Source organism: Pseudomonas sp. Irchel 3H3 (genome assembly GCF_900187635.1).
Taxonomy (GTDB): Bacteria; Pseudomonadota; Gammaproteobacteria; order Pseudomonadales; family Pseudomonadaceae; genus Aquipseudomonas.
Window position 1 is genome coordinate 1 of record NZ_FYEC01000009.1, and the last position, 14,540, is coordinate 14,540.

At 64.8% G+C, this 14,540-nt stretch carries 7 protein-coding genes and 1 pseudogene; 2 read left to right on the forward strand and 6 right to left on the reverse strand.

Features of this window, described 5'->3' with window-relative positions:
- Nucleotides 1–345 precede the first annotated feature (345 nt).
- The 4 genes from CKW24_RS12325 to CKW24_RS12340 all read right to left on the reverse strand — a co-directional run bounded on the left by CKW24_RS12325 (nucleotide 346) and on the right by CKW24_RS12340 (nucleotide 6,244).
- The gene (locus CKW24_RS12325) at nucleotides 346–2,724 is read right to left on the reverse strand and encodes a TonB-dependent siderophore receptor (RefSeq protein ID WP_095168273.1); all 2,379 of its coding nucleotides are present in this window, start codon (nucleotides 2,722–2,724) and stop codon (nucleotides 346–348) included.
- A 16-nt stretch (nucleotides 2,725–2,740) separates the two neighbouring features.
- Nucleotides 2,741–3,475 carry a siderophore-iron reductase FhuF gene (gene fhuF, locus CKW24_RS12330; RefSeq protein ID WP_177440631.1) on the reverse strand — a complete coding sequence of 245 codons (735 nt, stop codon included), beginning with the start codon at nucleotides 3,473–3,475 and terminating at the stop codon, nucleotides 2,741–2,743.
- Nucleotide 3,476: 1 nt separating this feature from the next.
- Entirely contained in the window at nucleotides 3,477–5,138 is a 1,662-nt protein-coding gene (locus CKW24_RS12335) for a cyclic peptide export ABC transporter (RefSeq protein WP_095168275.1), read from the reverse strand.
- A 143-nt stretch (nucleotides 5,139–5,281) separates the two neighbouring features.
- Nucleotides 5,282–6,244 carry a FecR family protein gene (locus CKW24_RS12340; protein ID WP_256585456.1) on the reverse strand — a complete coding sequence of 321 codons (963 nt, stop codon included), beginning with the start codon at nucleotides 6,242–6,244 and terminating at the stop codon, nucleotides 5,282–5,284.
- Between the two features lie 207 nt (nucleotides 6,245–6,451).
- Here CKW24_RS12340 and CKW24_RS12345 point away from each other — a divergent pair, with 207 nt between their 5' ends.
- Nucleotides 6,452–7,798, forward strand: a complete 1,347-nt coding sequence (locus CKW24_RS12345) for a lysine N(6)-hydroxylase/L-ornithine N(5)-oxygenase family protein (protein ID WP_095168276.1) — start codon at nucleotides 6,452–6,454, stop codon at nucleotides 7,796–7,798.
- A gap of 14 nt (nucleotides 7,799–7,812) precedes the next feature.
- Nucleotides 7,813–8,427 (forward strand): annotated as a pseudogene (locus CKW24_RS12350) (GNAT family N-acetyltransferase); the annotation flags it as partial.
- A 40-nt stretch (nucleotides 8,428–8,467) separates the two neighbouring features.
- On the opposite strand, the gene CKW24_RS12355 reads toward CKW24_RS12350, so the two are convergent.
- Nucleotides 8,468–9,430, reverse strand: a complete 963-nt coding sequence (locus tag CKW24_RS12355; protein ID WP_095168280.1) for an alpha/beta hydrolase — start codon at nucleotides 9,428–9,430, stop codon at nucleotides 8,468–8,470.
- Between the two features lie 32 nt (nucleotides 9,431–9,462).
- The coding region (locus CKW24_RS12360) for a non-ribosomal peptide synthetase (protein ID WP_159987283.1) at nucleotides 9,463–14,540 on the reverse strand (5,078 nt) is incomplete at its 5' end.

A 14,540-nucleotide genomic window follows, 5' to 3' on the forward strand; every position in this document is an offset into this window, starting at 1 on the left:
GGGGGTAAACCGGCAGGACGCCGGTTTAGCCGCACTGGGCCAGGGAGGGCCCATTGCGGCGGCCCCCCAAATCAATGTCGGAGTACGGGCATGCCGAGCCTAAGCGAGGCACCGAGTGGTGGGGTAAGAGCGTTTTGCTTACTTTTGCGCTGTCCAAAAGTGAGCCGCCGTCAGGCGGAACCATAGGAGGCCGTTACGGAAGAAATGGATATGTACTCGGTCTAATCCAACACCTTGGTCGGCCCAGAGGCCGCCACGGCGAATGTTGAGACGTTAGCGTTTTTGCCTTGGGCTCAAGTAACAAGTTACGGCCGTGCAATCAAGCACGGCCCAGTCCCAAGAGACTTACCAGTTGTAGCTCACCGTGCCATACACGGTCCGCTGCTGGCCGTACTGGCAGCCAACGTTGCTGTAGCAGCCTGCCACGTATTCTTTATCGAACAGGTTCGAGGCGTTGAGCGAGACTTCCATACCGTCGAGCGAGGCATCGACCTTGCCCAGTTGGTAGGCGACCAAGGCGTCGACCACGGTGTAGCTGTCGACCTTGAAGCTGTTCGCCGAGTCGCCGAAGGTGCTGCCCACGTAGCGGGCACCGCCGCCCAGGCGCAGCCCTTCGAGCGTGCCGCCCTGGACGATATAGTCGCCCCAGATCGACGCCATGTGCTCCGGCACCCGGAACGGTGTATTGCCCTTGTTGCCGACGTCGGACTTGGTGACCTCGACGTCGTTCCAGGTGTAGCTGCCGATCAGATTGAAGCCTTGGGTAATCTCGGTCTTGGCCTCCAACTCGACACCCTGGGAGCGAACTTCGCCTTCCTGGCGTGCGAAGCCGCTGACGTACTCGGTGGCATTCTGCTTGGTCAGGTCGAACACCGCGACGGTGTACAGGCTGTTGCTGCCTGGCGGCTCATACTTCAGGCCGACTTCGTACTGCTTGCCGATTTCCGGGGCGAGCTGCGAGTTGTCCAGCGTCATGCCCATTACTGGCAAGAACGACTCGCTGTAGCTGGCGTACGGTGCAAAGCCATTGTCGAACAGGTAGACCAGGCCCGCACGACCACTGAACTTCTCATCCTTCTGGGTTTGCGGTGCGCGGTCGTCCTTCTGGTTGCTGGCCCAGTCGTAGCGACCACCGAGCAGGAACACCCACTTGTCGATCTTCAACTGATCCTGCAGGTACACGCCGGTCTGCGACAGCTTCTGCTCATAGCTGGAGGCATTGAAAGGGGTCAGGGTCAGCGGCTGGCCGTAGACCGGATTGAACACGTCGAACTTCTGCTGGATGAAATCCAGCGACTGGTCCTGGTTGAACTTGCCGTTGTTGTAGTCGACCCCGGTGAGCAAGGTGTGCTCCACCGGCCCCGTGGCAAAGTTGGCCTGGACCTGGTTGTCCATGGTGAACAGCCGGCCGTCGCCCTTGCGCTGGTCGTTGTAGCGCGAGTAGACGTCGCCCGCCGGGCCGTACAAGGCAATCTCGGAGCTGGACTGGCGGTAGTCGCTGTAACGCACGTTCTGGCGCAGGGTCCAGATCTCGTTCAGGTCGTGTTCGAACACGTAGCCCAACGACGTCTTCTCGTTGGTCATGTAATCGTAGGCGCTGTCGCCGACGTAGGTATCGCGATCCAGGCGGCCACGCGGGTCGCGAAACACCGTGCCCTGGGCGGGCAATGGGTTGGCGAAGTTGCCCGTCTGCTTCTGGTACTCGCCCAGCACGGTCAACTCGGTATCGTCGTTGGGGCGAAAGCTGATGGCCGGTGCCAGGTACTCGCGACGGTTGGTGATGTGGTCGGCCTGGGCATCGGCTTCGCGGAACAGGCCGGTCAGGCGATAGCTCCACACCCCCTCCTCATCCAGCGCATCGCCGAGGTCGAAGGCGGTCTGTTGGTAGTCGTGGTTGCCCATCTGCAACTGCACTTGTCGCAACGGTTCGGTGGTCGGGCGTTTGCTCACCAGATTGATCTGGCCACCGGGGTCGGAAGCACCGTAGAGCACCGAGCTGGCACCGCGCAGGACTTCGATCCGCTCCAGGCCATAGGGTTCGGGGGCGTCCCAGCCAAGGAAGTCGGGCAGGAAGGTGCGGGTGCCATCGCGCAGCATGCGCCCGGTGCCTTGCTGGAAGCCACGAATGGTGAACTGGTCGGTGACGAACTGCGGGCCGGCCAGTTCGGCGTTGATCCCCGGCGTGTAGCGCAGGGCCTGGGAGACCGTCTTGGGTTGCTGGGCTTCGATCTGCTCACGGGTCACCACCGACACCGAGTACGGCGTCTCGATGATCGGCGTGTCAGTCTTGGTCCCCGCCGAAGCGCGCTTGGCCACATAGCCGTCATCGGCGCTCACCGAGCTGTACGCCTGGCCGACCACGCTGCTGACCGGCAGGGTCAGCGCCGCATCGTCGGAGCTGCCTTGCAAGGTCACATGATTGCCTTCGATCCGATAGGCGATGCCGGTCCCCTGGATCAACTGGCGCAGCGCTTCTTCGGGCTCCATCTGCCCGGACACACTGCGGCTGCGCAGGCCGGAGACGGTGTCCTGATTGTAGATAATCTGCAGTTTTGCCTGGTTGCCCAGCTCGTACAAGGCCGAGGACAGCGACTTGGCCGGGATGTTGATCTGCACAGGCTCGGCCAGCGCCGGGACCGCCACCGCCATGGCAAGCCCGAGAGTAGCGGCGGCGATGCAGCGACGCAGGCGCTGTGCCGGTTGATTCAGTGGATGAACGCTCATGATGTTCCCTATGGATTTATAGTTTTGTTGGCATATTGGATGGGGCTTGGCGTGTGGCCAGGGGGCAGGCCGCACACCGCTCGAACCCCAGGCGCTCACGCAGACAGCAGACCCGGCGCTTGACCGCTCCAGCGGCGTCGCGACGCAAGGCACTGCGCAAGGCACTGCGCAAGGCCTGGCTGCCCTGCCCCTGGTGGCTGCTGCAAAAATGCGCCCGCGCTTCCCCTAGCGCGCGGGTTGGCACACAGCCCTGGGCCACCTCCATGACCCAGTCGATACACAGCGCCACGTTGCCCCACAGCAGGCGCGGCGACAGCCCGGTATGGGCGGCAAAACGGTTGACGAAAGGCTGCAGCAGTTGCTCATCGAACGCGTCCAGCTGGCGTGCGCCATTGCCCAAGTTGAGTAGCGCCGGCCCTGACGCCGGGACATGCAGTTCGTCAGGCTCGCCCTGTTCACTCACGCAGATACGCAACTGCTGCGGGTCCAGGCTTACAGGCTCGGCATACAGCAGGCGCGCCAGCAGCAGCGGTGGCAGGATCAGCGCGCAGAGCTGCTGGTGCCATTGCGATGCAACTGCTCGCGGATCCGCCTGTGGCCAATGCCGGGCATAACGCGCCAACACCGGCGCCAGCATGTCCGGTTGCAACCAGCGGCTCAGCGCGGGCGCCTCACTGCCGGGCACCACACGCATCCGCGCTGCGAGCGGCTGCAGGTCCGGCGGCAAGCGCTGGGCCAGGGTCAGGTTCACCTCAGCCGGCCTCGACAGCGCTGGCGTAGTGCTGCACCAGACGGCCGTTGTCGATGCGCAACAGGCTGTCGGCGGCATCGAAATAGCGGTCGTCGTGGGAGATCACCACGATGGTCTTGCCCAGGCGCTGCAGGTCTGGCAGCAACTCGGTGTAGAAGATGCGGCGGAAGGTCGGGTCCTGGTCCGCTGCCCACTCGTCGAACACCAGCACCGGGCGATGCTCGGTCCACGCTTGCAGCAGCGCCAGGCGCTTGCGTTGGCCGGTCGACAGATCGAGGGTGGAAAAACGCCCGTCTTCGATGCGTACCTTGTGGGCGATCTCCAGGCGTTCCAGGTACACCATCGCCTCTGGCGGCACATCGGCGCCCTGCTGGACGAGGTCCTCGAACAGGAAGAAGTCCGACAGCACGGTGGTGAACAGTTGGCGGTAATCGTCGAGCTGGGTGGCGTCGACCGGTTTGCCGTCGAGCAGCAGGCTGCCGCTCTGGGGTACGTACAAGCCCAGCAACAGCTTGATCAGGGTGGTCTTGCCACCACCGTTCTCGCCGACGATGAACACAATCTCGCCCTTGCGGATCGACAGGTTGACCGGGCCGATGGCAAAACCGCTGGCGCCCTCTTCGCTCGGATAACGGTAATGCACGTCACGCAGTTCGATGCTGTGGATTTGCTCAGGCAGCGGTTTGTCGTTTGCCTCCTGCAAGTGCGGCTCGGGTGAGGCGAACTGCTCGGAAAGTTCGGCCACCCGGCGGAACGCCACTTGCGCACGGCTGATATTGGGCAGCGTACCGAGCAGATGCTCCAGCGGCCCTTTCATGTACAGCAGCACCAGGATGAAGCCGCTCAGGGTCGCGGTGCTGGTACTCGGCCACATGGCCTGGAACCCCAGGGCCACGCCAATCACGATGAAGAACAGCGTGGAGCCGACCCCCTTGGCCACCACAAACTGGTTGATCGCGTTGACTTGCTTGCGGCAGATACTGTCGGCAGTGCCTTCAATGCTGTCCTTGAGCAGGCGCTGGCGGCGCGGACGGTTGATGCGCAGTTCCTTGGCGCCCTCGGCGATGGAGCGGTAGTGCTTTTGCAGATCGTCTTCCAGGTCACGGGCCTCGAAGAAGCCCTTGATGCCACGAGCCCGGGCGTAATACTGGGCAACCGAGCCCAGCAGAATCGCCAGGGTGGTGGTGAGGAACATTCCTGGCGACAACTGCACCAGGTACACCAGGCAGCCAAGGGTGACGCTGAACGACACCGCGAGCGGCGCGAAGGCGAAGGCAAAGTCACTGATGGTGTCGACATCGTGGGTCAGCACCGGAATCAGCCGGTGGCTGCGGTAGCGTTCCAGTTGATCGATCGGCGCGCTGAGGATCTTCAGGCCCAAGGTCTTGCGCAGCCGGGCGATCACATGCTGGCCAACGTAGTTGGTGCCGATGTCCGAGATCACCGAGCCGAGTAGCGCCATCAGGCACAGCCCGGCGAAACCCAGCAACACCCCGCGACTGGCGCCGCCTTCGGCGTGCAGGGCATGGTTGATGGTCGCCAGCAGGCCAGTGATGCTCAAGCCGCCGAGAATGCCCAGCACGGTCGAAACCAGCAGCAACGGCCAGAAGGGACGCAAAACCTGCGTCAATTCATGCAAGGTACTTCGTGCAGGTGCACTCATTGTCTCGGCTTCCAGGCTTGACGCCCGTCATCGTCCCGTCCGCAGACGGCCGGAATGAGGGCGTGTTAAGGGGCATGCCTGATCGACGAATGAGAGTGGGGTTTGTTCAGCAAATTAGCTGTAAATAACTGCCCAGATGCAGGTCAGCGGGACGAAATCAGGATCACGTCATCGCCACGGCGCAGTTTTACCGGGAGCACCCGTGGCAGCGCGCTGATCAACTGGCCGAGGTCGCTGGTGTCGTAGATGCCGCCGAAACGCAGCTCGCCGACCTCGTTGCCTTCCAGTTGCAGGGGCACCTTGAGGTAACGGTTGATCTGTACGATGGCGTCGCGCAGGCTGATGTCGTCCAACATCAGCTTGCCGTTGCGCCAGGCCATCGAACGCGCGGGGTCGATGCGCTTGAGCTGGAGCATGCGCCCCTGGCTCACCACGGCCTGCAAACCGGCAGTCAGTTCGGTGCCCTGGTTGCGGCCGTCGCCGTCCTCGCCACGCGACACCAGTACCGTGCCTTGGCTCACGCTGACGGTGGTCTGCGCCGGTGCGGTCCAGATATTGAAGTGCGTTCCGGTGACCCGCACGCTGGCGTTGTCGGTACTGATCAAGAACGGCTTGTCGACGTCGCGTTGCACATCGAAATAGGCCTCGCCGTCACGCAGCAACACCTGGCGCCGATCGCGAAAGCCCAGGTACAGCATGCCGGTGCGCTGATTGAGTTCCACCTGACTGTTATCGGGAAGCTGAACCTGGCGTCGCGCTTGCTCGGCCATGAAGTAGCGCACACTGCCCGGCAACATGCCCCCCGACCAGCCGCCCGCCCATGCAGCACCCACGGCCAACGCCAGCACCGCGGCGCGGGCCAGCAACGGCGCGCGGCGGCGCCGCGAACGAGCCTCAAGCGGCACTTGCGCACGCGGCGGCAACTGCTCGCTGACCTGCCACACCCGGCACATCTTCAGGTACTCCGCAGCGTGTTCCGGGTCGGCATCGTACCAACGCAGGAACTCGGCACGGTCCGCGTCGGTGCAATCCTCGAAATGCAAACGCACGCACCAGTCGGCGGCCATTTCGCTCGGGGATTGCTGGGGAACAGAGGGGTTGGGCATGGTGGTAGACAGCGGAAGAATTTCGCCAAGCTTACTCCATCCACTTGGTTTTTGGTTGGTTTCACTCTAAATCGTTCATTTGCCTACGCGCTCCTTCGACCACTTCTGAAGAAGCTGTCGGTTCATTCGTCAACTCTCATGAACGCCTCTGACACGGCCTGCACATGGCCGCACGCTCAGGGCACCACTTCAAAGGAGGATTCGCGAATGTCCCAGCGACAGTCCAGCAACAAGCCCTTCGACGTCATCGGCGTCGGCTTCGGCCCTTCCAACCTGGCCTTGGCCATCGCCCTCGAGGAACAGGCCGAAACAGCGGGTCGCCGAGCCAACAGCCTGTTCCTCGACCGGCAGACTGACTATCACTGGCACGGCGATACCCTGGTCAGCCAGAGCGAATTGCAGATCTCCTTCCTCAAGGACCTGGTGACCCTGCGCAACCCCACCAGCCGCCACAGCTTCGTCAATTACCTGCAACAGCACGGCCGCCTGATCGACTTCATCAACCTGGGCACGTTCTATCCTTGCCGCATGGAATACAGCGACTACCTGCGTTGGGTCGCCGGGCATTTCCGCGAGCAGTGTGCCTACGGCAACCGCGTCGACCGGGTCGAGCCGGTGATTGGCATGGATGGCAGCGTCGAACTACTGGACGTGGTCTCGGTGGACAGCCAGGGCCGTGAACATCGCCGACGCACCCGCTCGGTAGTGGTCGGCACCGGTGGCACGCCACGCATTCCGGCGGTGTTCCGGGACCTGCGCGACGACGACCGGGTATTCCACCACTCGCGGTATCTGAGCCGCATCACCCAGCAACGCTGCGCCCGTGGTGAGCCAATGCGCATTGCCGTGGTCGGCGGCGGGCAGAGCGCGGCCGAGGCGTTCATCGACCTCAATGACAGCTACCCGAACGTCAAGGTCGACCTGATCCTGCGCAGCGAAGTGCTCAAGCCGGCCGACGACAGCCCCTTCGTCAACCAGATCTTCGCCCCGGAAAACACCCACCTGTTCTTCGACCAGCCCGAGCCCGAGCGCGAGCGGCTGATCAGCGAATTCCACAACACCAACTATTCGGTGGTGGACCTGAACCTGATCGAACAGATCTACGCCATTCTCTATCGTCAGAAAGTCTCCAAGCGTGAGCGCCATGCCTTCCGCTGCCGGACACAGGTGCAGAGCGCCACGTCCGGCGAACACGGAGTGCGCCTGCACCTGCGCGATGTCGCCACGGGCCAGGAAGAAGTCCAGCACTACGATGCCGTGATCCTCGCTACCGGTTACGAACGCACCTCGCACAAGACCCTGCTGGCACCGCTGGCCGACTACCTGGGCGACTTCGACGTCGAGCGCAGCTACCGCGTGCGCGCCACGCCGAACCTCAAGGCCGGCGTGTTCGTCCAGGGTTTCTCGGAGGCCAACCACGGCCTCAGCGATACCCTGCTGTCGGTCCTGCCGGCCCGCGCCTGGGAAATCTCCGAGGCGTTGCTGGAGATGGCCGAGTCTTGCGAGCACGAGCACCTGCAATTGCTCGACACTGCCCTGTCGGCGTCCGCCTGAATGGAGCTGCCTGGATGAACATCACCACCGGAGCGCTGACCGCGGCTATCGCCAGCAAACCCCAAGGCGAGCTCTACCGTCGCTACGACGAGCAACTGGGGCTGTGGATGTCCTTGCGCACATTGGACATCGAGCAGGACCTGGCGCTGTTCAACCGCTGGCAGAACAACCCGCGCGTCGCGCACTTCTGGCAGGAACAAGGCACGCTCGACGAGCACCGTGAATACCTGCAGAAGATCAGCGACACCCCGCACATCTTCAGCGTCATCGGCTGCCTGAATGACCAGCCCTTTGCCTATTACGAGGTCTACTGGGCGGCGCATGACCGCATCGCGCCGTTCTATCCGGCAGGTGAATTCGACCGCGGTATCCACATGCTGGTGGGTGAGGAGCATCATCGCGGCCCGGCCAAGGTCGATTGCTGGCTGCGGTCGCTGGTCAGTTGGCTGCTGCTCGACGAAGCGCGCACCCAGCGCGTGGTGGCCGAGCCTCGGGCCGACAACGACAAGATGATCGGCTACATGACCTCGGTGGGCTTTGGCAAGCACAAGGAGTTCGACTTCCCACACAAACGCGCGGCACTGATGGTGCTTGAGCGCGACGACTTCGGCCCGCTGCTCGCGGGCTGACCCTCCCCTGCCGGGCGCTTGGCGCCCGGCCGTCTTGTCCTCAGTTCGCCAATGCCTGGGCCAGATGGCTCGCCAACTCTGCGTAGACCTGATCCACTCCCGGCATGACCGCGCCCATCCGCAGCAGGTCGTGGGTCGCGGCGTATGAGCGACAGGTCACCGTCACCCCCGCCTGTTGCAAGCGTTCGGCGTAGGCCTGGCCTTCATCGTGCAACGGGTCGTACTGGGCCAGCCCGACGAACACCGGGGCCGCGCCCTGCAAGTGCTCACACAGGAGGGGCGAAAAGCGCCAGTCCAAGCGATCGGCCGGGGTGCGCTGGTAGTGGCTGTAGAACCACTCCAGCGTCGCGCTCTCCAGCAAGTAACCTTCGTCGAACAGCTCGCTGGACACCGTGCTGCGCGAAGCATCGGTAGTGGGATAACACAGCAGTTGCAGGCGGATCGGCGGCCATTGCTGCGGTGCCTGCGCCGCCTGGATTGCCAGCACGGTGGCCAGAGTCGCGCCGGCGCTGTCACCGCCAACCGCCAGCCGGGTCGCGTCCAGGCCATGCTCGGCGCCCTCGGCCACCAGCCACAACAAGGCATCCTCGGCATCGAACAGCGCGGTGGGGAAACGGTGCTCCGGGGCCCGCCGGTAATCCACCGCGAGCACCGCACAAGGCGTGCGCCAGGCAAGCTCTGCGCAGATACCGTCATGGGAATCCAGGCTGCCCACCACATAACCGCCGCCGTGCAAGTACAACAGCACCGGCCACGGCTGCGCGCCAGCGACCTCGGGCAGATAGAGGCGCAGCGCCAGGCTGGCGCCGTCGCGGGTACGAACCGTCAACTCGCGGCGTGCCACTTGCTGGGTCTGGGGCCAAGCCCAGACCAGCCCAGCGGAAGCCTGCTCGAAGGTGTCGCGGGCCAATTCCGGCGACAAGGCGTGCAGCGGTGGACGGCCGGCCAGCCGCCCCTCCTCCACCAGGTCGAGGAAAGCGCTCAGTTCAGGATGCAATGACATGGATGAATATCCTTGAAAGGGGGTCGCGCGGCTCATTCGAGCCCCGCGCATTGATCGATCAGGCTGTGCAGCTCGGCCTGGAAAGCGTCCAGCAGCCGTTGCACGGTTTGCGGGCGGTAGCGCTTGGCGCTATAGATGCAGCGCATTCCCAAGCGGCCGTCATGCACCTGGCCGATGATTTCCAGCCAGTTGGCCAACGGCGCCGACGGGCTGTGGAAGTCGCCCAGGTTTTCTGGCGCGGCGCCGAACAACGACTGTGGGCTGGTCGCCTGGTCGAGTTGCCCGAGGTAGTTGAAGGTGATGCGCGGCTGCGGCAGTTGCGCCAGGGCCTCGCGCACTTCGGTACGCCCCAGGTAACGCAGGACACCAAAGCCCAGGCCGCGCTCCGGCAGTTGCGCCAATTGCTCGCGCACCGCCCGGACCGACTCGGCCACCTCGCCGTTGCCCGGGTGCAGGTGCACCGGGAACATGCTGGTGAACCAGCCCACGGTGCGGCTGAGCTCGAGTTCATCGAACAGGTCCTCGCGGCCGTGACCTTCGAGCTGGATCAACGCCGAATCGTGCTGACTCCAGCGGCACACGGCACGCGACAGCGCGCTCAGCAACAGATCATTGATCTGTGCCTGCAGGGCCGCCGGCACAGCCTTGAGCAGCAACTGGCTACGCGGCTGATCAAGCGTGAACCGGACCTCGGCCGAAGTGCCCACCAGATTGCGCCCACGCGGGTTATCGACCGGCAGGCTCGGCGGCGTATCCGCGCCCAACTGGTGCTTCCAGTAATCCAGCTCAGCCTCGCCTTCAGGGCTGCGCGCCCGCGCCTGCAGGCGCTGCGCCCAGTCACGGTAGCGACTGCCAGGCAACCCCAGCTCAGGCGCGCACCCGGCGCATGCGGCCTGGTACGTCGCCAGCAGGTCCTCGAGCAGGACTGGCCAGGACACCCCGTCCACTGCCAAGTGATGAACCACCAGCAGCAGGCGCTCGCCGCCCTCTGCCAGCCGTGCATGCAGCACCCGCAGCAGCGGGCCGCTGGTCAAGTCGAGGCTGCGCTGGGCCAGTTGGATTGCCGCTGCCATGGCTTGGCTGTCGGCGAGGTCTTGTTGCCAGAGCACCGGGACCTGCTCGACCTCCTCAAGGCTGGCGTAACGTTGCGCCCAGCCACCCGGCCCCTGGACGAAGCGCAACCGCAGTGCCTCGTGACGCACCAGCAGCTGTTGCACCGCCTGCTTGAGGGCCCCGGTCTGCAGCGGTTGCAGCACGTCCAACAGCAGCGCCTGGTTAAAGTGCTGGCGCTGATCCATCGGCACGTCGAACAACCACTGCTGGATCGGCAGCAGGTTGAACAGTTCACCCTCGGGCAAGGCCAGCTCCGCGGTGATCGAGCCCGCCGTCGGCGCGTCGACGACCGCCAGCAGTTCGGCGATGGTCGGCTTGCGCATCAGGTCGCGCAGGCGGATCTCCCGTTGCAACTGCGGATGGTTGCGAGCCCGCGACACCACCTGCAGGCTGAGGATCGAGTCGCCACCGAGCTCGAAGAAGTTATCGGCGAGCCCCACCCGCGCCACACCCAACACCTCTTGCCAAATCTGCGCCAATGCTTGTTGCTCAGCGGTCTGCGGGGCGACGAAGCGGCTATCCAGGCTGATCTGCGGCGCCGGCAAGGCCAGGCGATCGACCTTGCCGTTGGGGTTGAGTGGCAAGGCCTCGAGCACCACCACGTGAGCCGGCACCATGTAGTCCGGCAGCCGCTCGCGCAGGCGCTGGCGCAATGATTCGCCCAGGCCCTCGGCAGCCACCGCCGCCACGTAGGCGACCAGTTGCTTGCCGGTCTGGCTGTCGCGGGCGACCACCACCGCGCTATGCACATCCGGCTGCTCACGCAAGCGCGCTTCGATCTCACCCAGCTCGATACGGAAACCGCGAACCTTGACTTGATGGTCGAGCCGTCCCAAGTAATCGAAGGTGCCGTCAGCACGGCGGCGCACCAGGTCGCCAGAGCGATACAGGCGCCCGCCGACGCTGAACGGATCAGCCACAAAACGATCGGCCGTCAGCCCCGAGCGCTGGTGGTAACCACGCGCCAGGCCTTCGCCGCCGATGTACAACTCGCCGGCCACACCTTCGGGAACCGGGTTGAGGTCGGCATCCAATACATGCAGGGTCCGCGCACCGACCCGCTGGCCAATCGGCGCATAGGCCGCACCACAGGTGGTCGATCCTTCGGCCTTCCACAACAGCGGCGTGATGACGGTCTCGGTCGGTCCGTAGCCATTGATGATCGCTTGCGGGCGTAGTGCCGCGCGGGCACGTTCGAACGCGGCCTCAGGCACCGCGTCGCCACCAAAGCAATACACCCGCACCGCCGGTGCCTTGCCTGCGGCCTCGGCCTGGCTGGCCAACGCCTGCAGATAAACCGGCGGGAACGCGGCCACCGTGACGCCGTGTGCGGTCATGGCCGCCAAGGTCTGTTCCGGGGTCCACAGCTCATCGTCACGCACCAGCAGGCTGGCGCCGAACAGCAGCGGTACCAGCCAGCGCTCATGGGCACCGTCGAAAGCAAACGACATGAAGTGCAGCTCACGGTCCGCCGGGCTCATGCCATAACGCTCACCTATCGCTTCGCAGTGCATGGCCAGCGGCCCGTGGGCCACCGCCACCGCCTTCGGCTGTCCGGTGGAACCGGAGGTGTAGATCAGGTAGGCCAGGCTGTCGGGATGCAGGTCCACTACCGGCGCTTGATCGTCCAGCCCTTCCAGCGCCAGGCGGTCCAGCGCGAAGGGAGTCACGCCCTGCTGTACCGGCAGTTGCCCGGCGAGGCTGGAATGGGTGACCAACAGGCGCATGCCCGAATCGCCCATGATGAAGGCCAGGCGCTTGGCCGGATGAGCGGTGTCCAGCGGCAGGTAGGCGGCGCCGCACTTGAGCACTGCGAGCAGCGCCACCGGCCAGTCCACCGAGCGTGGCAAGGCCACGCCGACCACGGTTTCCGGCCCGGCCCCCTGGGCCCGCAGGAACTGCGCCAGGCGATTGGAGCGCGACTCCAGTTCAGCGAACGTCAGGCGTTGTTCACCGCAGAGCACCGCATCCCAGTGCGGGCTGCGCCGCGCCCATTCCGTGATGCCCTGGGTGACCGACGGCAAGCTGCGCCGCTGCGCCAGGTGGTTGGCCTGGGCCCGGGCGCGCAACTCGACTTCGCCGAGCATGCCCAGCTCACCGAGCGCTGTGTCGGCACTGGCGCAGAAGCCCTCGAGCAGTTGCTCGAGGTGACCGCGAATGCCCTCCACCTGGCTCAGGTCGAAGTGCTCGCGCAGGAACATGTACTCGATCTCGAGCGCGTCGCCGAGGGTGACCATCAGGTCCATGGCGAAGTTGGTCACGCCATGGCCGCGCGCCGTCTCGAACTGCAACTCGCCATCGTCCCATTCACTGAGGAGACGGTCGACCGGCTGATTCTCGAACACCACGATGCTGTCGAACAGCGCCTGGCCACCGCGCCCGGCCCAGCGCTGAACCTGGCTCAAGGGTGTGTGCTCGTGTTCGCGCGCCGCCAGGTTGTAGGCCTGCAGCTCCTGCAACCAGTCCCCCAAGCGCTGCTCGGGCAGCGGCGCCTGGACGATCGGCAGGGTATTGATGAACAGCCCCAGGGTGTCTTGGGAACCGGGCAATTGTGCAGGCCGGCCCGAGACTGTGGCACCGAATGCCACGCAACGCTGGCCGGTATAACGCTGCAGAAGCAGGAGCCAGGCGGCTTGCACCAGGGTATTGAGGGTGACCCGCTGGCTGCGGGCAAAATCCTTCAGACGCCCGGTGCGCACGCTGTCCAGGTGGCTGTAGATCGCCTGGTGACCACCTTCGCTGCGTTTGCCGGTCAGTGCCTGGGCGAGGAAGGTCGGTTCTTCCAGCGGCTGCAGGCGCTCGCGCCAGAAGCGCTCGCTGACCAGCGGGTCGCGGGTTTGCAACCAGTCGATGTAGTCGCGGTAGCGGCCCGGTTCCGGCAGTGGCTGGCCGAGATAGCGACGCAGGACCTGGCCGATCAGCAGCGACAGGCTCCAACCATCGAGCAGCAGGTGGTGATAGGTCCAGACCAGGCGATAGCGCCGTGGCCCCAGTTGCACCAGCAACAGCCGTTGCAGTGGCGCCTGGCTCAGGTCGAACGGCCGTTCGCGCTGCTCACGGGCCACGGCCTGGGCCTGTTCCTCGGTGGGCGTGAGTGCACGCCAGTCCAATTGCTCCACCGGCAACGTCACGGCGTGATGGATCACTTGCATGGCATCGGTAAAACCCTGCCAGACAAAACTGCCACGCAGGCTGTCATGACGCCCGCTGACCTCGTCCCAGGCGGCAATGAAGCGCGGTGCATCCAGGCCGTCGATCACCACGTCGAGCTGGTTCACATACAGCTCGCTGCCGGTGTCCAGGGCATGGAACAGCATGCCCTGCTGCATCGGCGACAGCGGCACGATGTCTTCAATCGCCTCCAGCCCCACCGGCAGCGCGGCCAGGGCTTGCGCGCTGAGAGCACTGAGATCGATGCGTGCCACAGCGCGCGGCGCGACCTCCTCCAATGGCCGCGCCTGGGCGGCGAGCGCCCGCACGCTCTGGTGCAGGAACAGGTCACGCGGGGTCAGCGCCAGGCCGGCTTCACGGGCCCGCGCCACCACTTGCACCGAGACGATCGAGTCGCCGCCCAGTTCGAAGAAGTTGTCCTCGGCACTGACCTGAGGCACGTTCAGCACGCTTTGCCAGATCGCGGCCAGCAGGGTTTCTACCGCGCCTTGCGGCGGTACATGCACGCGGGTTTCCAGCTCCGGCTCCGGCAGGGCCTTGCGATCGAGCTTGCGGTTCGGCGTCTGCGGCATGCGCTCCAGACGCATCAGTCGCGCCGGCACCATGTAGTCCGGCAGCTGTGCTTGCAGGCGTTCACGCAAGCGACCCAACAGCGCGTCGTCGGGTTCGGCCACCACGTAACCGATCAACTGGTTGTGCCGCGCGACTACCGCCGCTTCGCGCACCCCCGGCTCGGCCAGCAGGCAGGCTTCGATTTCGCCCAGCTCGATGCGGAACCCACGGATCTTCACCTGCTGGTCGATCCGGCCCAGGTATTCCAGCGCAC